22 protein-coding genes are annotated in these 20227 nt (G+C 40.2%); 13 read left to right on the top strand and 9 right to left on the bottom strand.

Features of this window, described 5'->3' with window-relative positions:
- Positions 1 to 6 precede the first annotated feature (6 nt).
- Positions 7 to 525, top strand: coding sequence for a SixA phosphatase family protein (locus tag G529_RS0110640; RefSeq protein ID WP_026915509.1), 519 nt, complete (start codon positions 7 to 9; stop codon positions 523 to 525).
- Here the strand turns inward: G529_RS0110640 and G529_RS0110635 are convergent.
- On the bottom strand, positions 518 to 1270 hold the full coding sequence (locus tag G529_RS0110635; protein WP_026915508.1) for a DUF6503 family protein: 753 nt from the start codon (positions 1268 to 1270) through the stop codon (positions 518 to 520). The two genes, G529_RS0110640 and G529_RS0110635, sit on opposite strands and share 8 nt — an antisense overlap.
- A gap of 109 nt (positions 1271 to 1379) precedes the next feature.
- On the opposite strand from G529_RS0110635, the gene smpB reads away from it, so the two are divergent.
- Positions 1380 to 1835 (top strand): SsrA-binding protein SmpB, encoded by a 456-nt coding sequence (gene smpB, locus G529_RS0110630; protein WP_026915507.1) that lies wholly within the window; start codon positions 1380 to 1382, stop codon positions 1833 to 1835.
- A 45-nt stretch (positions 1836 to 1880) separates the two neighbouring features.
- Positions 1881 to 4346 (top strand): DUF5686 and carboxypeptidase regulatory-like domain-containing protein, encoded by a 2466-nt coding sequence (locus tag G529_RS0110625; protein ID WP_026915506.1) that lies wholly within the window; start codon positions 1881 to 1883, stop codon positions 4344 to 4346.
- A gap of 94 nt (positions 4347 to 4440) precedes the next feature.
- On the opposite strand, the gene G529_RS0110620 is transcribed toward G529_RS0110625, so the two are convergent.
- From G529_RS0110620 to ruvX, 3 genes are read right to left on the bottom strand one after another with little or no spacing between them, the layout of a single operon-like run.
- Positions 4441 to 4866 carry a DUF5606 family protein gene (locus tag G529_RS0110620; RefSeq protein WP_026915505.1) on the bottom strand — a complete coding sequence of 142 codons (426 nt, stop codon included), beginning with the start codon at positions 4864 to 4866 and terminating at the stop codon, positions 4441 to 4443.
- A 57-nt stretch (positions 4867 to 4923) separates the two neighbouring features.
- Positions 4924 to 5514 carry a peptide deformylase gene (def, locus tag G529_RS0110615; RefSeq protein ID WP_026915504.1) on the bottom strand — a complete coding sequence of 197 codons (591 nt, stop codon included), beginning with the start codon at positions 5512 to 5514 and terminating at the stop codon, positions 4924 to 4926.
- Between the two features lie 43 nt (positions 5515 to 5557).
- Positions 5558 to 5965, bottom strand: a complete 408-nt coding sequence (ruvX, locus tag G529_RS0110610; RefSeq protein ID WP_026915503.1) for a Holliday junction resolvase RuvX — start codon at positions 5963 to 5965, stop codon at positions 5558 to 5560.
- A gap of 86 nt (positions 5966 to 6051) precedes the next feature.
- Between ruvX and G529_RS0110605 the strand changes: the two genes are divergently transcribed.
- Both G529_RS0110605 and G529_RS0110600 read left to right on the top strand, forming a co-directional pair.
- Positions 6052 to 6867: a 2,3,4,5-tetrahydropyridine-2,6-dicarboxylate N-succinyltransferase gene (locus G529_RS0110605; RefSeq protein ID WP_026915502.1), complete on the top strand. Its 816-nt coding sequence runs from the start codon at positions 6052 to 6054 to the stop codon at positions 6865 to 6867.
- Positions 6868 to 6875: 8 nt separating this feature from the next.
- Positions 6876 to 7892, top strand: a complete 1017-nt coding sequence (locus tag G529_RS0110600) for a glycosyltransferase family 9 protein (RefSeq protein ID WP_026915501.1) — start codon at positions 6876 to 6878, stop codon at positions 7890 to 7892.
- On the opposite strand, the gene G529_RS0110595 is transcribed toward G529_RS0110600, so the two are convergent.
- The 4 genes from G529_RS0110595 to G529_RS0110580 are packed head-to-tail and all read right to left on the bottom strand — an operon-like array spanning position 7883 to position 11374.
- Entirely contained in the window at positions 7883 to 8710 is an 828-nt protein-coding gene (locus G529_RS0110595) for a glycosyltransferase family 2 protein (RefSeq protein ID WP_026915500.1), read from the bottom strand. The two genes, G529_RS0110600 and G529_RS0110595, sit on opposite strands and share 10 nt — an antisense overlap.
- On the bottom strand, positions 8707 to 9462 hold the full coding sequence (locus tag G529_RS0110590; protein ID WP_026915499.1) for a lipopolysaccharide kinase InaA family protein: 756 nt from the start codon (positions 9460 to 9462) through the stop codon (positions 8707 to 8709). The genes G529_RS0110595 and G529_RS0110590 overlap by 4 nt, the downstream gene beginning before the upstream one ends.
- Complete coding sequence (locus G529_RS0110585) at positions 9459 to 10256, bottom strand: glycosyltransferase family 2 protein (RefSeq protein WP_026915498.1); 798 nt, start codon at positions 10254 to 10256, stop codon at positions 9459 to 9461. The genes G529_RS0110590 and G529_RS0110585 overlap by 4 nt, the downstream gene beginning before the upstream one ends.
- Entirely contained in the window at positions 10253 to 11374 is a 1122-nt protein-coding gene (locus G529_RS0110580; protein WP_026915497.1) for a glycosyltransferase family 4 protein, read from the bottom strand. Before G529_RS0110580 ends, G529_RS0110585 begins: the two co-directional genes overlap by 4 nt.
- 91 nt (positions 11375 to 11465) lie before the next feature.
- On the opposite strand from G529_RS0110580, the gene G529_RS0110575 reads away from it, so the two are divergent.
- From G529_RS0110575 to G529_RS0110550, 6 genes are read left to right on the top strand one after another with little or no spacing between them, the layout of a single operon-like run.
- Entirely contained in the window at positions 11466 to 12590 is a 1125-nt protein-coding gene (locus G529_RS0110575) for a glycosyltransferase family 4 protein (RefSeq protein WP_026915496.1), read from the top strand.
- Entirely contained in the window at positions 12565 to 13134 is a 570-nt protein-coding gene (locus tag G529_RS0110570) for an L-threonylcarbamoyladenylate synthase (RefSeq protein WP_026915495.1), read from the top strand. Before G529_RS0110575 ends, G529_RS0110570 begins: the two co-directional genes overlap by 26 nt.
- Before the next feature lie 2 nt (positions 13135 to 13136).
- Positions 13137 to 14573 carry a CCA tRNA nucleotidyltransferase gene (locus tag G529_RS0110565; RefSeq protein ID WP_026915494.1) on the top strand — a complete coding sequence of 479 codons (1437 nt, stop codon included), beginning with the start codon at positions 13137 to 13139 and terminating at the stop codon, positions 14571 to 14573.
- Between the two features lie 19 nt (positions 14574 to 14592).
- Positions 14593 to 15618, top strand: a complete 1026-nt coding sequence (locus tag G529_RS0110560; RefSeq protein ID WP_026915493.1) for a COX15/CtaA family protein — start codon at positions 14593 to 14595, stop codon at positions 15616 to 15618.
- 25 nt (positions 15619 to 15643) lie between these two features.
- Complete coding sequence (locus tag G529_RS0110555) at positions 15644 to 16162, top strand: IS1096 element passenger TnpR family protein (RefSeq protein WP_026915492.1); 519 nt, start codon at positions 15644 to 15646, stop codon at positions 16160 to 16162.
- A gap of 52 nt (positions 16163 to 16214) precedes the next feature.
- The gene (locus G529_RS0110550) at positions 16215 to 17273 is read left to right on the top strand and encodes a nucleoid-associated protein (RefSeq protein ID WP_026915491.1); all 1059 of its coding nucleotides are present in this window, start codon (positions 16215 to 16217) and stop codon (positions 17271 to 17273) included.
- A gap of 42 nt (positions 17274 to 17315) precedes the next feature.
- Here G529_RS0110550 and G529_RS0110545 read toward each other — a convergent pair whose 3' ends face one another.
- On the bottom strand, positions 17316 to 18380 hold the full coding sequence (locus G529_RS0110545; RefSeq protein WP_026915490.1) for a hypothetical protein: 1065 nt from the start codon (positions 18378 to 18380) through the stop codon (positions 17316 to 17318).
- A gap of 94 nt (positions 18381 to 18474) precedes the next feature.
- On the opposite strand from G529_RS0110545, the gene G529_RS0110540 reads away from it, so the two are divergent.
- Together G529_RS0110540 and G529_RS0110535 are read left to right on the top strand one after the other, a co-directional pair.
- The gene (locus G529_RS0110540; RefSeq protein ID WP_026915489.1) at positions 18475 to 19380 is read left to right on the top strand and encodes an ABC transporter ATP-binding protein; all 906 of its coding nucleotides are present in this window, start codon (positions 18475 to 18477) and stop codon (positions 19378 to 19380) included.
- On the top strand, positions 19380 to 20216 hold the full coding sequence (locus tag G529_RS0110535) for an ABC transporter permease (protein WP_026915488.1): 837 nt from the start codon (positions 19380 to 19382) through the stop codon (positions 20214 to 20216). The genes G529_RS0110540 and G529_RS0110535 overlap by 1 nt, the downstream gene beginning before the upstream one ends.
- The last annotated feature ends 11 nt before the right edge of the window (positions 20217 to 20227 follow it).

Below are 20227 nucleotides of genomic sequence, written 5' to 3'. Positions count from 1 at the left end.
TCAACGATGTCGATATTCAAAGTACTGTTACCATTCATTCTTCTTTTTGGAATCTCTTCCGAAGAAAATATTCAAAATAATACCGTTCAGAAACCAACTACATATTACTTCATAAGACACGCTGAAAAGGATCGCAGCGATCAATCTGAAAAAGATCCAGACCTTACCGCAGCAGGCTTAAAAAGAGCACAAAACTGGGCTGAAGTTTTGAAAGAAGTACCTCTGGACATGGTTTTAAGCACAAACTATAAACGCACTTTGCAAACGGCTGCTCCAGTTGCCCGCGAAAAAGGCCTTTCTATTGAGAATTATGAGGCGGGAAATGGTTTTGACAAGCAGTTTAAGAAACGAACTGCCGGAAAAACCGTTCTGGTTGTTGGACATAGCAATACGACCCCGCAATTCGTAAATGCAATTCTTGGCGAGAAGAAGTATGCAGATATTGACGATAAGCAAAACGGTGCACTTTTTATTGTACAGGTGCTTCCCGGTAAAATTATGGATCAGGTGCTTTATATCAATTGATACTATCCAGTTTAACGCGAACATTTTTTGTTTCTATGATAGAGAGAAGATCCAGTTCCCGCTCCTGGTAAAGACTATCCAGTTTGGTTAACTGAACTTCCTTGTCCTTATATTCATAATTCTCGTAATCCACAAAGCTGATTCCCTTAATTACCCGGTGGTTAAAGGCTTTTCGAAATCTTACTCCGCCATCATTAACCTCGAAATTATAGGCCAGGTAGTCTACTTCAAAATTCTGAGTATCGATCCAGTACAGGTATTCATCCTCATGATCTGTACCTCCTCCATTTTCAGAAAACGTTACCTTGATTTCATAATATTCCCTACCGGCGATGGTATCTTTTCCTACTAATTCCCGGTTGGCGGCATCAGCCATAAGTCCGTACGGTAAATGCACAAAATAGTTGACCGAGTTAATAGAATTTCCAATGGGCAGCACCAAAGAATCCTGGATGGCCACATTGGAATCATTTACCTTTCGGGTAAGGCCATCGTTATCCAGCACATCTTTTATTCTATTCCCTAAAGAATCGGTCATGATTCGTGTGTAGCTAAATCTACCGCCATTTCTATAACTTTTATAGGCTCTATCCCTAAAAGTATAGTCGATCTCTGCCATTTCATATAATTCACCACCAGCTCTTTCGATCGCGTTCTGAATGATCTCATCTGCGGTTAGGGTATCTTCTTTCTGTGCACAGCCAATTAGAAGTAAAGACATGATAGCTGTAAGCAAACGTTTCATAGTAGAATTTTAAGCTCGCAAAAATAATAAACTTTGACAAGCTTCTTCCCCGCTAAATTTAAAATTGCTTTAGGATGTTTTTAGCTGAAAGCTTGTATTTTTGTGACCTATGAAGAATTCTGTAAATATCAAGAATCGAAAAGCGAAGTTCAATTATGAATTTCTTGACAAGTATACCGCTGGCATCAAACTCGCGGGTACAGAGATCAAGGCCATTCGTGAAGGAAAGGCGAGCATTGCTGAAAGTTTCTGTGAATTCAACAATCACGAGCTATTCGTGATCAATATGCATGTAGAGGAATATTCTCACGCCAGCCACTTTAACCATAACCCAAAAAGTGAACGTAAACTTTTATTGCAAAAGAGAGAGTTGCGAAAACTGGAAAAAGAAGTGACCAATTCGGGGTTGACTATCATACCTCTAAAAATGTTCATCAACGATCGTGGATTAGCCAAAATACAGATTGCCCTGGCCAAAGGTAAAAAGCTTTATGACAAGCGTGATACCATTAAAGATCGTGACAACAAAAGACGCCTGGATCGAATTCAGAAGGACTACAGGTAATTTACTGCGACTTTTTGCGTTTATTTAGCATCTGAAAACTACCTCATGCTAAAAAATTTACTTGGATTCTGCCTGTTTCTGGCATTTTCCAGCCTGTCTGCCCAAATTACCGGTAAAATTTCTTCGGAAGAAAATGAACCACTTCCCTATGTAAATATCTATACCGAATCTGGCAATTATGGTACTACTTCCAACGATGAAGGACTGTATGAACTTAAACTGAAGGAGACTGGAGAGTACGTGATCGTATTCCAGTACCTGGGCTTTAAGACTCTCAAGAAGAAGATTAATATCACCGGGTTTCCCTACGAACTGAAAGTTCAGCTAAGCTCAGAAAGCACCAGCCTGGATGAGGTAACTATACAAAATGATGAGAATCCTGCAAACAGGATCATGCGACTGGCGATCGAAAACCGGAAACAGAATTCGAACCGACTGGAAAGTTTTACGGCCGATTTTTATTCCCGGGGGTTATGGAGAATTGAAAATGCGCCTGAGAAAATCATGGGCCAGGAAATCGGGGATCTGGTTGGCGGACTCGATTCCACACGAAGCGGGATCGTTTATTTAAGTGAAACCATTTCCAAGATCGCTTTCCAGAAACCAGATAACTTCAAGGAAAATATTATAGCATCAAAGGTTTCTGGCGATGATAATGGTTTTAGTCTCAATTCTGCACAGGAGGCCTATTATTCCTTTTACGACAATACCATCAATTTAAACAGCGAAATGGTTTCTCCGCTGGCAGATTATGGATTTAACTATTATGGTTACAAACTGGCCGGTACTTTTTTCGATGATCGTGGTAATCTTATCAATAAGATCGAGGTTACTCCAAAGCGTAAACAGGACCGTGTATTTTCGGGTTTTGTCTATATCGTTGAAGATCTGTGGCAAATTTACGGGGTTGATCTCACCACAACCGGTACCGCCATACAGGTTGCACCTATCGAAGAAATAGTTTTTAAACAGAATTTCAAATATTCTGAAGAAAACAAACTGTTCATACAAATTTCTCAAAGCGTTGATTTTAGTTTTAAGATCTTCGGTTTTGGAGGGAATGGTAGATTTACAGCAGTTTACAGCGATTATGACTTTAATCCGGGTTTCTCTAAGAACAGCTTCGGAAAAGAGATCTTAAGCTATGCGCAGAATGCGAATGAAAAGGATTCAGTATTCTGGGAAAAAGTACGTCCTGTACCTCTTACTTCCGAAGAAATTAATGACTATGTCAGGAAAGACAGCATCCAGGAAGTTCGAAGTACCAAAAAATACCAGGATTCTGTAGATACTGAGAGAAACCAGTTTGGTATTACCGATGTACTTTTTGGTTATAGCTATAGAAATAGCTGGAAGAACAGGTCTTTTAGTATCAGCGCTCCGGTTTCTGGAATCGGTTTTAATACGGTGCAGGGCTGGAATACCGATATTACAGTGAATTACACGCAGCGTACCGGCGAAGATCAGGAAAATTACTGGAGAGTTTTTTCAGATATCGATTATGGGCTTAGTGAAGACAGATTGCGACTAAATGGAGGCTTTGAAAAAAGGTTCAATAATTACAGCAAGGATTTTCTGAGACTTTCCGGAGGTGTGGAAAGCGCGCAAATCAACGAGAACGAACCAATATCTCTCCTTTTGAATAGTATTACGACCATATTCTTCGAAAGAAATTATATGAAGCTATTCGAGAGAAGCTTTGCCAGGGCGGCATACAGCAGGGATCTGTTTCCTGGTTTAAGAATTTTTGGCGAACTGGGCTGGGAAGATCGATCGGCGCTTACAAATTCCACAGACCACGTGATCATAGATTGGGAAGATCGGGAATACACTTCCAACAATCCCTTGCAACCAGATAATTTTGGAACGAGTTTATTCGAAGATCATCATCTCCTTAAATCAAGACTGGATTTTGGAATACGCTTTGGTCAGAAATATATGAGCTATCCTAATGGCAGATATAATGTTTATGAGAACAAATTTCCCAGGTTGAATATATCATGGGAAAGCGGATTTGGCGCAAGCGACCAGAAGTTCAATTACCACCAGTTTAAAGCCAGGGTAGCACAAAGTGTGAAAATTGGCAATAAAGGAACTTTTGAGTACCTGGCCCGGGGCGGACTGTTTAGCAATGCAGAAGGCATTAGCCTCGTAGATTACCAGCATTTCAATGCAAACCAGACGCGGATTGGCTTTGGGAGTTATGTGGGAGCTTTTAACCTGATGCCTTACTATAACTTCAGCACCAATGAGAATTATGCTGAATTTCATGCGGAACACGATTTCCAGGGCTGGTTCCTGGGCAAAATACCACTTCTCAATAAGTTGAATTACAACCTTATCCTCGGCGCTCATAGATTGACGACAGATAACCGGGCTCCTTATTCTGAATATTCCGTAGGCCTCGATAACATAGGCTTCGGAAAATACCATTTCTTAAGACTGGACTACGTAATTTCAGATTTTAACGGTCAGCGAGATAGCGCTTTTATTTTTGGTTTGAAGTTCTAGACTGAAATATCTGGGAACTAAAACTTCAGAAGTTTTTGGGACAAAAAAAGGGCTGAGATCGATGATTTCAGCCCTTTTTTTGACTCAGAAAAAATTATTCCTCTTCGTCTGTATTCTTTTCAGCTTTATTTTCTTTCGTAAAGCTGGTTATTCCGTTTTCCACTAAAAGATTATACCACTGGATGATCTTTTTCATATCACTGGCGTATACGCGATCTTCATCATAATCTGGAAGAATTTCAGAAAAGAAGGCTTCCAGTTCATTTTTAGAGACTTTGTGGCTGATGGTCTTTTCACCATTTTCCTTTTCACTTATCTTCTGAAAAACCTCACCTAACGGAATCTCTTCTGTGTAGGTATAGATTGCGATCTCGCTTAGAATACTTACATTGTGACGCATGTTTACGGCGATCTTTTTTCCGTCTAACATAGATTTAGCAACAAAGCCTCCTCTGGTTTGCGCGGTAAGCTCATAAAGTCCCGGTTTTCCCGAAATAGCAAGAATTTTATCTAATCCCATAGTCTTTTTAAATTTAGGTTGGCAAATATCAAGTCCCAGACTTAATTATCAAAGTCTTTAGCGGGCTTTTTTCGCATTCGGAAAACGCATTTTGTAATCTACGTTGATCTTCCCCTTAGAGATATTGCCTAATTTACTCTTAATCAATCTTTTCTTTAAACTTGAAAGCTTATCTGTAAACAACACGCCTTCAATATGATCATACTCGTGCTGAATGACCCTGGCTGCAAGTCCGCTATAGGTTTCAGTATGCTTTTCCCAGTTTTCATCAAAATACTCAATGGTAATATCTGGTTGACGAAAAACATCCTCGCGCACATCTGGAATACTCAGGCAGCCTTCGCTAAACGCCCATTCTTCTCCGCTTTCTTCAGTAATCACGGGGTTGATAAAAACTTTTCGTAGATCTTTAAGTTCTTCTTTCTCCGCATCACTCAGGTCATCATCCTCAGCAAAAGGAGCAGGATCGATCATAAATATGCGAACTGGCAGCCCCACCTGCGGAGCCGCAAGTCCAACACCATAAGCGTTATACATGGTGTCCCACATGTTATCGATTAGAGTATCCAGCTTTGGATAATCCTTATCAATATCCTTAGCTTTTTTCTTTAGAACGGGATCTCCGTAAGCTACAATTGGTAATATCATTCTATATATTTTTCGACTTCACTCGCGTAAAACCGTCATTGTTTTATTTATAAAGCCAGGTTTGCAGGATGATCGTGGCGCTAATTTCGTCTACAAGCGCTTTGTCTCTTCGCTTCTTCTTTTTCAATCCGCTATCGATCATGGTTTGCACCGCCATCTTACTGGTAAATCGTTCGTCAACCCGCTCAAGAGGCATTTCCGGAAAACTTTCAGCAAATTTCTTCAGGAACTCCTGTATATGCACTTCACTTTCAGAATGCATATCGTTCATACGCTTTGGTTCACCAACCAGAACTCTCTCAACATTCTCTTCCTGGAAATAGGTTTTTAGAAAATTAAGCAGCTCTGAGGTTTCTACCGTTTTAAGACCAGATGCGATCATTTTCAATTCATCTGTAACGGCGACTCCCGTTCGTTTAGTCCCATAATCAAGCGCTAAAATTCTGCCCATCTTCAAAATTTAAGCAAAGGTAAGGTTTATATTGGTTTGTCCATAAATATTGACTGATAGCTGTTATATTTGAAAAAAAATAGAAAATGGACCAGTTGAAAGCTACAATTGAAAAGGCATGGGAAAACCGTGACCTTCTAAAAGATACTGAAACTACAGATGCTATCCGTAAGGTGATCGACCTACTGGACAAGGGAGAACTTAGAACAGCTGAACCGGTAACAGATGGCTGGCAGGTGAATGAATGGGTGAAAAAAGCTGTCGTACTTTATTTCCCAATCCAGCAAATGGAAACCCTTGAAGCCGGTATTTTTGAATATCATGATAAAATGCCACTCAAAAAAGGATATAAGGAAAAAGGAATTAGAGTGGTTCCAAACGCTGTCGCAAGACATGGAGCTTATATCTCATCTGGCGTTATCCTAATGCCTAGTTACGTAAATATTGGATCCTACGTGGATGAAGGAACCATGGTTGATACCTGGGCGACCGTTGGAAGCTGTGCTCAAATTGGTAAAAATGTTCATTTAAGTGGTGGTGTTGGTATTGGCGGAGTTCTGGAACCACTTCAGGCTGCACCGGTGATTATCGAAGACAATGCATTTCTTGGATCCCGAAGCATTGTGGTGGAAGGAATTCGTGTAGAGAAAGAGGCGGTACTCGGTGCTAATGTAGTGCTCACAGCATCCACCAAGATCATCGATGTAACCGGCGATGAACCAAAAGAATTTAAAGGTTATGTTCCGGCAAGATCTGTAGTGATCCCTGGAAGTTATACCAAAAAATTCCCTGCAGGTGAATACCAGGTTCCCTGTGCCCTAATCATTGGGAAACGAAAGGAATCCACGAATAAGAAAACATCATTGAATGATGCACTTCGTGAATATAATGTAGCGGTATAAATTCAGATTTGAAGATACTTGTAATACAGATGAAAATGATTGGGGACGTACTTACGTCCTCAATCTTATTTGAGGCACTTCGGAAGGAATATACAAACGCTCAGCTTGATTATCTAATTTACAGTCATACAATTCCCGTGGTTGAGAACCATCCGGATATTTCAAACTTTATCATCTTCGAACCTGAAGAACACAAGGGTCTTCCAGGCTTGATCACATTGGGTCGCAAGCTCAAAGCAAATGATTACGACATCGTGATCGATGCCTATTCAAAACCATATTCTGCATTTATTAGCTTTTTAACCGGAGCGAATAAGAAGATTGGTCTAAAAAAGTGGTATACAAAACCAGTTTTCGACCATGTTTTTAAAAATGAGAAAACTGCCCGAACAACTGCCGGCCTTGCTATTGAGAACAGGTTAAAATTGTTGCAGCCCTTAGGTTTAAAAAACCTAACTTTCTTAAAACCCAAAATTTACCTGAATTCAGAAGAAATCAATTGGGCAAAGAACTACTTATCATCGCGGAAAGTTGATATGAGTAAACCTGTATACATGATTTCTGTTTTGGGTAGTAGTGAGCACAAGACCTATCCTGAAAACTTTATGGCCGAAGTTTTGAATTTCATCGCTTCTAAAAAAGACTGCACATTATTATACAACTATATCCCTGCACAAAAACCACAGGTAGACAGGATCGTAAATTTACTTTCAGAAGAAGCCAGGAAAATGTCCAGACCTGAAATTTTTGGAAAAAGCCTGAGGGAATTTTTAGCCTTATCTTCACAGTGCACGGCACTTATTGGAAATGAGGGTGGCGCCATAAATATGGCGAAAGCGCTCGCCATTCCAACCTTTGCGATCTTTTCACCGCAAATTACCAAGGAAGCCTGGTCGAGTTTTGAAGGTGACAGGAATTACAGCGTTCATCTTCACGACTATCATCCGGAAAAAAACGACTACGCGGCATTCCAACCTCAACTATTCCAGAAGAAACTGAAAGATTTTGTAGACGTTTACGATTGATCTTTGTTGATCCCGAATTTTGTGAAAACAGATCTTGAATCCCGAGTATTCTTGCGGATACTTCTGTTATAATCGATGGATTCCTGTGTCTTGTAACCGCGTGGATGATCCAGGTGTACGCAAATTGCCGAGTAGCGAATTTGTTTGCCTGTAATACCCGAATTGACAAGCCGTTCGCCCAGTTCCCTGTCCTGACCGCCATATTGCATGCGTTCATCGAAACCATTCACCTTCAGAATATCACTTTTCCAGCCACTGGCGTTGTGACCATTCCAGGTAGGACTCGTTGGTGTTATTTTATTCAGTAGTTCGGCTTTGCGACCTTGAGAAGTAAGCTTCATGGTTTTGATAACAGATTTGAGTCCGTTTTCCTTCAGCCAGGCTTTCTCGAAACAGCATTGCAACTCGATATCTTCTTTACTTATCTTTTCTGAAATATCCATAGGCAACATAAAATAGCCGCCGGAAAGAAAATGACCTGGTTCACGACGATCATGATGAACCTTAATAAAATCTTTCCTTGGAATACAATCTCCATCTGTCATGACGATATATTCTGAAGAGCATTGAAGGATCGCCTTGTTCAGGATCTGTGACTTCTGGAAGCCATTATCCTCATGCCATACATGCACCACGGGAATTTCTGTCTCTGCTGAAAATTGATCGATCAGGTCACGCGTTTCCTGGCCCGATCCATCATCTGCAATGACGATCTCAAAGTCTCGGAAACTCTGGATCTTAAATCCATATAAGGTTTTCTCCAGCCACTTTGGTGCATTATAAGTGCTAATAATCACAGACAATTCAGGTTTCCTCATCGCTTCCAGAATTTTATTTTTTTCTTTAGTGCCTTTTTTCTTTGAAATTTATGTTGAAACTGCTCCGTATAGAACCACATTTTTTCAAAAACTTCCTCTTCAGATTTGTTTATGAACCCGGCATACTCATTGGCCATGATCTTTACCATGATCCGTTTGGGAGTTAAACGCGAGAAATTCTGCATTCTTTCCTCGAAATTCAGTTCTTTAAAGTTCATCCTATTTAAATCCACCAGGAAGAATTCGTAGGTTGATCCAGTCTTAACAATGAGCGTATTGCCTGGCGAATGATCCAGGAATTGAATATTCTTTTGATGCAGCTCATAAGTGAACCTGGTAAAAGCTCTCAGGATATTTTCGTGATCTGGAAAATCAAGATCGGTTACCAGTTCCCTGAAAGTAAGATGTGCCTGCAAATGCCTGCAAACATAAAAGCTCTCCCGAAAAAAAACAGAGGAAGGATTTTCGAAATATGCCACCGGCGCCGGGGTGCCAATTCCTTTTTTTTCCAGAATACTTGCATATTCAAAAGAACGCTGAGCCTTGGACTTTCTGAAAAATCTGTAGGCAATCTTATTTACCGTATTCGGGATTCTGAAAGATTTAATATTGTATTGCTCAGCATCATTTTCAAAAATTCTGATTTCATTACGCCCTTCCGCCAGAATTTTTCCTTTTGAATCAAAGTTTTCGATGCATTGCTTTACGAAACCGGATTGTTCCAGATAATTATTTGAAAAAACAGCTTTCATTCAGAAGATGTTAAATATTTAGAAACTCCGTTCTCGCAGCTTTGCTTTTTCTGACTTATCGTTGCCTGCTGAATTTCATTATTGCTCCCTAGTTGATCTTTGGAAGCTTCAGGATGGTAAATATGATAAATAATTCCTCCATATTTCAGTCTTTTGCCCTGAATACCCGCATTCAGCATCCTAAGTACAAGTTCAGAATCCTCTCTTCCCCAGCCAGAGATATCTTCGTTGTATCCATTTACCTTTATAAAATCCTCTCTCCAGAATGATAGATTGCAACCACGCACTTTATTGCTGAAATCAGGACTCTTCACATTCCTGTTCCTTAAATACGGGATCCTGATCGTGCGTCCTCTTTTTTTGATACCAGCACTTAAAAAATTAAAATCGATGATCTTGTTACTGAAAACTTTTGGCTTAAAATCTTTGGTAATAGTCACCCTGGAACCAAAAAGAAATACATTCTTCTCGGCAATAGCAAGATGATCTTTGATGAAATCACGATGCATGATACAATCTCCATCAATTTGTATGATGTAATCTGAGGTACTGCCTGCAATGGTTTTATTTAAAGCTTCAGATCTTCTGAAACCTTTGTCTTCATGCCAGAAATGATGTATATCAAGCTTCGTCTTCGCTTTAAAATCGGCGATCAGTTTTGTGGTTTCTTCCGTAGAACCATCGTCTGCAATAAGCACCTCATCTGGGAAAACCGACTGGTTTTCAAGACTTAGAAAAACAAGCGACAGGGCTTCTGGCCAGTTGTATGTTGAAACAAGCAAGGCTGTTTTCATCGATGTAATTCTTTTTGCATCATGTTCTCGTAGACCGCAAAGGTAGCCTCCCCGTAACGTTTTGCTGTAAACTTCTGAAGAAATATCTCGTAAGATCTGTCTGTAAATTGCTTTTTTAACTCTGGTCTGCTTTTGATTTCAAGGATCTTTTCCGCCAGGGATCCAGGATTTTTGATAGGCACTGAGAACTCATTTACACCATCTTCGATCACCTCATCCACCACTCCAACCCTGGTACTTACGATCGGTGCTTTGTAGTAAAGCGCTTCTACTAACGATGAAGGTCCTCCTTCCCTTTCTGAAGTGACCACGAACGTATCAAATTGCGGTAAAAATGAAAAGGCGTTCTTTTGAAAGTCGGTCATGATGATATATTCTTCCAGCTTCTTTTCAGCGATCAATGATTTAAAACCCGGAGTAAGTTTCGAAAAATCACCCATCTGGATGAGTCGGATATCTTTGATACCATGCTCATGAACGATCTTATTCATGGTTTCTATCAGCACACCCAGATCTTTTGCGGCAGTATGATTGGCGATACTACCAAGAAGAAAAAACTCGTTTGGTATCCCGTATTTTTCTCTTAGCTGAAAATCTGGCTGAGGCCTGGAGTCCTGTACTTTGATTCCATTATAAACAACGACTAGTTTTTCTTTGTTTCGCTCGGTCAGGATCTTTCCGAAGTGAGTTTTCACATACTCCGAAATACATAGAATGGTATCAATATTCCGGTAATTATACTTGTATTTGCTAAGCAGACTTGTTTTCTTACCTCTAATGCCTTTACGAGCGAATAACGTTCTGGTCTTTAAATTTTTCAGAAGATCTGTAACTACATATCCGGTAACGGCATCGCTGGTGTGCAGATGAATGATATCAATGCTGTGTTCCTGAACGATCTGGTTTAGCCTATTTCTGTATTCTGAAGAATAAGGCTTGCAATAAGGCATAGATAAGATTTCTACATCCTTCTTAGATGCTTCTGCTTCCAATCGTGTATTCTCAAAACAGAATAGCTTTTGATTCACCTGAAAGCCCGGAAGCTCATCCATTAGATACATGAGCTGCTGCTCATTACCTCCCCATGATCTGGCCCCCGAAACATGTAATACCGTCATTTATCTTGAACGTTTAGCGCAAAGATAATTATTGCTGCTTAAGGCCAAAATTATCATTCTTTTTAAGTTTGTTGTTGTTAACTTCGCCAACTTGAGTAACAAACCCAGGATACTGCATGTTTCTGCCGCCAGCCGATGGGGAGGTGGAGAAAATCATTTACTGAATCTATGCCAGGAAATGGATTCAGCAACACACGTGGTTCTTTGCCGTAAAGGGTCAGATCTATTCAATCGTTTGCAGCTGGAAAACATAGAGGTTTATAGTTCCCCGCTTTTCACCAAATTCGACCTTAGATTCGTCTGGAAAATCATAGCCCTTTGCAAAAAACACCAGATCGACCTCGTTCATATTCACGATACTACCGCACTTACACTTTCGATCATGGCGACTTATCTTTCAAAAAAATTGCCACTATATATCTTGAGTAAAAAAACATCTTTTCCTATTAAGGACCGCAAACGAACCCTTTATAAATACAACCATGAACAGATAAAAAAAATTCTTTGTGTCTCTGATATCACCCGCCAGATCACTTCGGAAAGAGTTACAGATTCCTCCAAACTTGTGACGGTTTATCATGGAACCAGGGTACCGAAACAGCTAAAGCCTGAAGTTGATTTGCGCAAGATTTACCAGATTTCAGAAGATGCACTACTTGTTGGCACCATTGCCAACCATATCAGGGCAAAGAATCTGGAAACCTGGATTAGTACTATAGACCATATGGTAAACAAACTTGGATACACTCAATTTTATTTTATTCTTATTGGCAGCAAGACCGATCGTACGGCAAACTACCTGCAAAAAATAAAGGACAAGGGTCTGGAAAAATACTGCCTGTTTACAGGATTTATACCCGATGCCTCGGCACTTATTCCTCAATTTGATATTTCCCTGATGACCTCTCAAAGTGAAGGCATTCCGCAGTTTATTTATGAAAGCTTCTATTATAAGGTCCCGGTGATCGCCACAGAAGTTGGCGGAATTCCTGAAATTATCGAAAATGGAATAAATGGTTTGCTAAGTCGGCCACATGACGGGGCGAGCCTGGCCAATAAATTAGTACTTTTGTCCCAGGACAGGTCGTTGCAACAGAAGTTCACAAATATCTCATACCAGCAACTCCTGGAAAATTATACAACTGAAAGAATGGCGGCCAGCACAATGGCTCAATATAAAGAAGTGCTTTATGGAAAAAATGGAACAGGAAGTTAGAAATTGCATCGATGTCTTAAAAAAAGGAGGGATCATACTTTATCCTACCGATACAGTTTGGGGAATAGGTTGTGATGCCACCAATGCAAATGCCGTCGATAAAATTTTTCAGCTTAAAAAGCGTGAAGAGTCAAAAGCACTTATTTGCCTGGTTTCAAATTTCAAAATGCTGGAGCAGTATGTGGAAGATGTGCCGGAAACTGCCTACGATATTCTGAAATATGCCAAAAAACCCACTACCATTATTTACGATAAACCCGTGCATATTGCAGAAAATCTTGTAAGCGAAGATGATTCCCTTGGAATTCGTGTAGTTAGGGATACTTTTTGCTCAGACCTTATTAAAAAACTAAAACGACCTCTGGTTTCCACTTCAGCAAACATTAGCGGTCAACCTACACCACAATCCTTTGATCAAATTACACCTCAAATTTTAAAAGGTGTGGACTATGTAGTAAATTTGCAGCGTTCAAAAAAATCGCCTAAACCATCAGCAATTATCAAGTTGAGTAACAATGGGCAGGTGAGTGTGATACGCAAATAAAGATGCCGAAATACCATAATTACAGCAAAGCTTTACATCATAAAATTTTTTCTGTTATTTCCCGGGCCGCAGATGAACTGGAAGTCGAAGCCTATGTGATTGGTGGGTTTGTACGTGATCATATTCTGGAACGCGGGGAGCCTAAGGATATTGATATTGTCGCCGTTGGCAGCGGTATAGAACTTGCCAGAAAGGTATCAGATCTACTACCCCATAAACCGAAAGTTCAGGTATTTCAGAATTTTGGAACCGCGATGCTTCGAGCCAATGATATGGAGATCGAATTCGTGGGTGCGAGAAAAGAGAGTTACCGTAAGGATAGTCGCAAACCTATCGTGGAAAACGGAACCCTGGAGGATGACCAAAACAGGCGTGATTTTACCATTAACGCACTGGCTTTAAAGCTGAATGAAAATGGGTTTGGAGACCTGCTCGATCCTTTTAATGGTTACCAGGATCTTCAGGACAAGGTCATAAGAACCCCTCTGGATCCTGATATCACGTATTCAGATGATCCGCTTCGAATGTACCGGGCCATTAGATTTGCTTCGCAGTTAAATTTTATGATCGAAGCAGAATCACTTTCGGCAATAAAAAGAAATAACAAGAGAATCAAGATCATTTCCAAAGAGCGCATCATGGATGAGCTCCATAAAATCTTATTGAGTGATCAACCTTCAAAAGGCCTGGCTTTATTGTTCAAGACCGGCTTGCTAGCGAAGATCCTTCCAGAGCTTACCGCTCTACAGGGCATCGATGAAGTTGAAGGACAAACGCATAAGGACAATTTCTGGCATACCCTGGAGGTGGTTGATAATATATCCAGAAATACCGATGATCTCTGGTTGCGTTGGGCGGCTTTACTGCACGATATTGGTAAGGCGCCGACAAAAAAGTTCCATAAAAAAATTGGATGGACCTTTCACGGTCATGAGTTTGTAGGTGCGAAAATGGTGTTCAAATTATTTAAAAGGTTGCGCCTTCCCCTGAATGAGAAAATGAAGTTCGTACAGAAAATGGTTCTAATGAGTTCCAGACCTATTGCTGTGGCAGATGATCATGTGACCGACTCTGCCGTACGCCGACTTATTTTTGATGCCGGGGATCATATTGAAGATCTTATGACTTTATGTGAGGCAGATATTACTACTAAAAACCCTAAACGCTTCAGAAAATATCACAACAACTTTCAACTGGTAAGACAGAAGATGGAGGAAGTAGAAGAACGCGATCATGTAAGGAATTTCCAGCCTCCAGTAAGTGGTGAAGAGATCATGAGCACTTTCGGCATCACTCCCAGTCGTGAAGTTGGTCAAATAAAAGATGCGATCAAGGAAGCGATTCTGGAAGGCGACATCCCTAATGAGCATGATGCTGCCAGGGATTTTATGCTGAAAATGGGTGAAAAACTTGGGTTAAGTGTTGCTGAAAAAAGTTAGGCTTTAAACAAATAATGCTATGTATCGAAATTGGGTCAAAATCTCGTTAATACTGGTGTATCTCGTAATCGTTGCCGGAGCGGTGGTAAGAATGACCGGCTCTGGTATGGGATGTCCTGACTGGCCAAAATGCTTTGGATACTACATTCCTCCCACTGAAGTTTCAGAAATTAAATTCCAGCCAAACAGAACTTACGAAGAAGGACAGGTGATCATCGTAGACGAAACTTTAAAGGTCGCTGCTTCAGATTTCACTTCTACTGCAACTTATAATGCAGAGGACTGGGAAGATTATGAAAAGCACGATTATGCCATTTTTAATCCAACTCATACCTGGGTTGAATATATCAATCGCCTTGTGGGAGCCCTGGCAGGATTTGCTGTCCTGATCATGGCCTTCTTATCTATAGGTAAATTCAGAAAAAGTAAAAGGATCACCATTTTATCCTGGCTAAGTGTTCTTATGATGGGATTTCAGGCCTGGCTTGGAGCTACCGTAGTATATTCGGTACTGGCTCCGGCCAAGATCACTATTCATATGGTCATGGCACTGGTGATCGTCGCGGTATTGTTATACCTGCTTTACATCAGTCGGGAACACAGCTCAAATAAATTTAAATCCAAAAGTTTTCAAAATCTGCTCATCTTCGCAGTAATCCTAACGCTTATTCAGGTTGTTTTAGGAACTCAGGTTCGACAATTTGTCGATGAACAGGTGAGAAATCTTGGTTATAATGCGCAGGAATTATGGCTGGCAAACCCAGATCTTACTTTCTATGTGCACAGATCATTCTCTATCCTCGTACTACTAATCAACGTTTTACTATGGTGGAAAAACCACAGGAATAAGTTATTCCAGTCCAGGGTAAACTGGGTAATGGCCTTTATTTTACTGGAAGTCGCTACCGGAGTCGCCATGTACAATTTTGACTTTCCATTCCTTTCACAGCCGCTGCATCTGGTGATAGCCTCCATTCTTTTCGGGGTTCAGTTCTACCTGTTAATGGAGACTATTTATGCGCCTGGAAAGATTAAAAAAACGTAACTTTGCCCTCCAATTTTTTTGAGATATGATATATAGATTTCGTGTAATATTAGATGCTCAGGAAGATGTCTTCAGAGACATCGAAATGTTGCATAATAGCACCCTGGAAGACCTGCATAACACTATCGTACAATCTTTTGGATTTGACGGAAGTGAGATGGCTTCCTTTTTTATAAGTGATGAGAAATGGAATCAGGGCGAGGAGATTCACCAGTTCGATATGAGTGGGAACGACACCTCTATTCGACTTATGAACGAAACTGCACTGGATAGCGTCCTTTCAGAAAAGGAAACTAAATTGATCTATGTATATGATTTTCTAAAGATGTGGACGTTCTTCGTGGAACTGGCCCAGATCGCAGAAGCTGAGGAAGGCACCGACTATCCAAACCTGATGTATGTTCATGGACAGATCCCAGATGATGCTCCGGAAAAAGAGTTTACTGGTGAAAATGAAGATGGTTCTCCAGATCATGATGACTTTGATGATGGCTACGGAACCGATGGCTACGATGATTTTGATTTCGATGAGAACTGGAATTAAGAAATTCTACTTCATAAGATCAACCTTTAATTTACAATAACTTCAGAACTATATGATCAATCTTTTTAATGCGCAGATAGAATCGCTATCTATTCACAGGGTTGGAAATAAGAATCGCGGAGAGAACATCTTTTTGTCTGCTTCTACCTTTAAACTTGATGATGAGATCAAACCTCTTATCAAGGAATATTTCCTGAAACCATTCCGCGAAAAAGAAGAATCATATTATCGCTTTCATCATGAGACCGATGTGGAGTTCAATGAACTTTACAATCTGTCAAACAAGATTTTTGACGATCCTTATAATACGCACGAATATTCCAAGAAGATAGCGACTTTGCTTTATGAGCAATCTACGCATCCGCATATTAAAAGCGGTGAAGTGTACGTGGTATATTTTGAAGGAATGCAACTGGACAATATTAAAGTTCCCGCAATTGGTATTTTCAAATCTGAGTTAAAACATGATTTCCTGCAGTTTGAACAAAGCCAGAGCAATCTCGAAATGGTAGTGCAGCAGGGAGTAAATTTACAGAAACTTGATAAAGGTGCGATCATCTTCAATAGCAACCAGGCAGAAGGATACAAGATACTTTCAATAGATTCCAATCGCTATGATACCAAATACTGGCTGGAGAATTTCCTGGGAGTTGATGTGCTGGCAGATGAGAATTACTTCACCAAAAACTACCTCAACTTCGCGAAGAATTTCGCCAAGGATGTAGTGTTGCCTGCGGAAGACAAAAAACAGGAAGTCATGTTCATGAACAGAAGCATGGATTATTTTGCCAAGAATGATGATTTTGAAGAGTCGAATTATATAAATTCTGTCATCGACAATCCAGATCTGATTCCTGAATTCCAGAATTATAAAACTGAAAAAGCTCCAAAATACAAAGTTGAGGATCTTACCAACTTTCCAATCGCGAACAAAGCAGTGACCGATGCGCGAAAGAAGATCAAAAATGTAATTACCCTAGACACTAATATCCAGATCAAAATGGATTTTGTAAGCGCCGAATCTGCTGAAAAATTCGTGGAAAAAGGGTGGGATGAAGATAAGCAGATGTATTATTATCTAGTTTACTTCAACAAGGAGGAAAAGAAATAGTATAATAAAAAAAAATGCGGTGAATGATTCACCGCTTTTTTTTTAATCCAGCATTCGCTGCGTATTGACATTTTCATAATTTCTCTTGACGAAATCCAGCGCAGTCCTCAGGATCTGCCCCATGGTACTGGCGCGTTTGAATTTCATATCTTTTGAGAAGCTATATAACTCATTCCTAAGTTGCTTCACATTGTCTTTGGTAGAAACATGGTCGTTGATCATGCATCGAATAAGCTCTTTGTACCTGCTTTGGGTATTGATCATTCGCTTGGCCAGCAAAGAACGTTCCTCCTTCCTGTATTGCTCAATGGACGAGTTTTCCAGTTTATCTGAAACCAGCTGCACCATCAAGAAGTTCTCTTTAAAAAACTGGGGACGATACACTTTTAAATTCCCTTCAAAACACTGCTGGTCAAAATCTATCGCACGAATCTGGTATTCCACATGGTCAAAATCATGCGTTGGAATGACCACGTAATTATAAGATCTCATATCACCTAAAAGGCGAACCGTACAGCGTTCATTAAATTTCACGAATTGCTTCGCGATCTGGGTTTGTGCCCGGAGATCGCATTTTGGCAAATGATCTTCAATAAAAACGTCTCCTGGTATTCCCGCTATATGCTCTTCAATTAAAGTATCCTTATAAACCAGAAAATTGATCCTGTGCGGAGAAAGAAGATGTTCGAATTCCAGACCATAGAGCCTGGAAGCATCGGCTTTCTTAACGTAGAAATACGTGAAACTGTCATTCAGGATATTTCGCACTTTTATCCTGAAAGGTTTCGAATTTCCGAAGGTGCAATAATCGATCGCATCCACATTAAGATAATTCAGAGAATCGTCGCTCCCATCTGAGTGTAGAATGGTATAGACCTTTTTAAGGCTATTGTCTATTTCTACACGCTCAAATTCAGGATAATAACAACGCACCCAGAATGTATCTTCATCATGTTGATCATAGACGACCACCGAGCCTGAAAATCTAAGGAGGTCATCATAAAAAACTGGAATTTTGGTATTGCGATTGTATTTCTGAAGATATCGGTTAAAGCGATCGTTCACGGGGAACGCCGGCTTCTTTTGTGACATCAGTTTTTCTTCCATAAAATCCCTCGTTTTGCTCAAAAATAAGCTTAATCTGCCAAAATTTGTAACAAAAGTCTAACTTCGTCAACACATATCAAACAATTCATCAATCTTGGAAACAATACTTACATTAAATAATCTCACTAAAAAGTTTGGTGGCATGACCGCCGTAAACAACTTGAGTTTCAGCATTGAAAAAGGGAATGTTTACGGTATTCTTGGCCCCAATGGGAGTGGTAAATCCACGACTTTAGGCATGGTCCTGAATGTTGTGAACAAAACCTCTGGCGAATTTCGCTGGTTCGATGGCAACACTTCTACCCATGATGCCTTAAAGAAGGTAGGAGCCATCATCGAACATCCAAATTTTTACCCATACATGACGGCGGCACAGAACCTGGCGCTGGTTTGTAAGATCAAAGGCACTAACAAGGCTAAGGTCGAGGAAAAACTGGAGATAGTTGGTCTACTGGATAGAAAAGACAGTAAATTCAAAACTTTCTCTCTGGGAATGAAACAACGTCTGGCGATCGCTTCGGCTCTTCTTAACGATCCTGAGATTTTAATATTGGACGAACCTACCAACGGACTTGATCCTCAGGGAATTCACCAGATAAGAGAGATCATTAGAAAGATCGCCTCTGGCGGAACCACGATTTTACTGGCTTCTCACTTGCTGGACGAGGTAGAAAAGGTCTGTTCCCATGTGGTGATTATCCGAAAAGGAGTGAAATTATATAGCGGCCCCGTGGATGAGATCGTAAGCAGCCATGGTTTCTTTGAACTGAAAGCCATCAACATGAACAGACTTCAGGAATTGCTGGAAAAACATCCTAAGATTGGCAAAATAACCGATAAAGAAGGGATGTTGACAGCGTTTCTGGAAGAGCCAATGGAAGCCGAAGATATTAACCGATACTTATTTGAACATGGTTTATCCTTATCCTTCCTTATCAAACGCAAAGAAAGCCTGGAAGAACAATTCCTTCAATTAACCAATCAAACCGCCGAAGCATAATGTTACGTTTACTCGAAATAGAATACAACAAATTACGGTACAGCAGGTCTGCAAGGATCCTTATTATCACCTATTTTATCCTCATCACCTTCATCGCCCTTATCGCTTCCATTGAATTTAATATAGGCCAGATACAGTTTAGGGTTGCAGACCAGGGAATATTCAACTTTCCATACATCTGGCACTTTAATTCTTATATAGCCGCATTGCTGAAGATCTTTCTGGCGATCGTTATTGTTTCCATGATGTCTAACGAATACAGTAATCGCACGATCAAACAGAATCTTATCGATGGCTTGAGTAAAAAAGAATTCATTCTTTCCAAGTTCCTAACCGTGCTGGTGTTTTCCGGAATTTCCACGATCTTCCTGTTTATTGTCACGCTCATTCTTGGTTATTCGTTTTCAGATTTTACTGAAATCTCCATTGTTTTTTCAGACCTGGAATATATTCTGGCGTACTTTATTAAACTTACCGGTTTTTTTGCCTTTTGTATGTTTCTTGGAATTCTCATTAAACGATCTGCATTTGCACTGGGATTCCTGGTGGTATGGGCAATTTTTGAAAGTATATTGTATGGAGTACTGAACTTTAAGGTTTTTAAGGGAACCGATATTGCGACGAACATCATGCAGTTCTTTCCTCTGGAAGCAATGAGTAATCTTGTGGTAGAACCATTTTCAAGGTTAAACGCGGTACAGGCTGCAGCCAACCAGATTGGCGGAGAACTGGACAAGGATTATGGTATTCACTGGTACCAGTTGCTGATTGTGATCGCATGGGTTTTCATTTTCGTTTATCTCTCATTATTTCTACTTAAAAAACGTGATTTATAGACTTATTTTAT

Source organism: Christiangramia portivictoriae DSM 23547, assembly GCF_000423045.1.
Lineage (GTDB): Bacteria > Bacteroidota > Bacteroidia > Flavobacteriales > Flavobacteriaceae > Christiangramia > Christiangramia portivictoriae.
This window is presented reverse-complemented; position numbering and strand designations above follow the sequence as displayed.

Excerpts from the sequence above, each read along its gene's own strand:
- G529_RS0110640 (WP_026915509.1), top strand. The coding sequence starts at position 7 with ATGTCGATATTCAAAGTACTGTTACCATTCATTCTTCTTTTTGGAATC.
- G529_RS0110635 (WP_026915508.1), bottom strand. The coding sequence starts at position 1,270 with ATGAAACGTTTGCTTACAGCTATCATGTCTTTACTTCTAATTGGCTGT.
- smpB (WP_026915507.1), top strand. The coding sequence starts at position 1,380 with ATGAAGAATTCTGTAAATATCAAGAATCGAAAAGCGAAGTTCAATTAT.
- G529_RS0110625 (WP_026915506.1), top strand. The coding sequence starts at position 1,881 with ATGCTAAAAAATTTACTTGGATTCTGCCTGTTTCTGGCATTTTCCAGC.
- G529_RS0110620 (WP_026915505.1), bottom strand. The coding sequence starts at position 4,866 with ATGGGATTAGATAAAATTCTTGCTATTTCGGGAAAACCGGGACTTTAT.
- def (WP_026915504.1), bottom strand. The coding sequence starts at position 5,514 with ATGATATTACCAATTGTAGCTTACGGAGATCCCGTTCTAAAGAAAAAA.
- ruvX (WP_026915503.1), bottom strand. The coding sequence starts at position 5,965 with ATGGGCAGAATTTTAGCGCTTGATTATGGGACTAAACGAACGGGAGTC.
- G529_RS0110605 (WP_026915502.1), top strand. The coding sequence starts at position 6,052 with ATGGACCAGTTGAAAGCTACAATTGAAAAGGCATGGGAAAACCGTGAC.
- G529_RS0110595 (WP_026915500.1), bottom strand. The coding sequence starts at position 8,710 with ATGAGGAAACCTGAATTGTCTGTGATTATTAGCACTTATAATGCACCA.
- G529_RS0110590 (WP_026915499.1), bottom strand. The coding sequence starts at position 9,462 with ATGAAAGCTGTTTTTTCAAATAATTATCTGGAACAATCCGGTTTCGTA.
- G529_RS0110585 (WP_026915498.1), bottom strand. The coding sequence starts at position 10,256 with ATGAAAACAGCCTTGCTTGTTTCAACATACAACTGGCCAGAAGCCCTG.
- G529_RS0110580 (WP_026915497.1), bottom strand. The coding sequence starts at position 11,374 with ATGACGGTATTACATGTTTCGGGGGCCAGATCATGGGGAGGTAATGAG.
- G529_RS0110570 (WP_026915495.1), top strand. The coding sequence starts at position 12,565 with ATGGAAAAAATGGAACAGGAAGTTAGAAATTGCATCGATGTCTTAAAA.
- G529_RS0110565 (WP_026915494.1), top strand. The coding sequence starts at position 13,137 with ATGCCGAAATACCATAATTACAGCAAAGCTTTACATCATAAAATTTTT.
- G529_RS0110560 (WP_026915493.1), top strand. The coding sequence starts at position 14,593 with ATGTATCGAAATTGGGTCAAAATCTCGTTAATACTGGTGTATCTCGTA.
- G529_RS0110555 (WP_026915492.1), top strand. The coding sequence starts at position 15,644 with ATGATATATAGATTTCGTGTAATATTAGATGCTCAGGAAGATGTCTTC.
- G529_RS0110550 (WP_026915491.1), top strand. The coding sequence starts at position 16,215 with ATGATCAATCTTTTTAATGCGCAGATAGAATCGCTATCTATTCACAGG.
- G529_RS0110545 (WP_026915490.1), bottom strand. The coding sequence starts at position 18,380 with ATGGAAGAAAAACTGATGTCACAAAAGAAGCCGGCGTTCCCCGTGAAC.
- G529_RS0110535 (WP_026915488.1), top strand. The coding sequence starts at position 19,380 with ATGTTACGTTTACTCGAAATAGAATACAACAAATTACGGTACAGCAGG.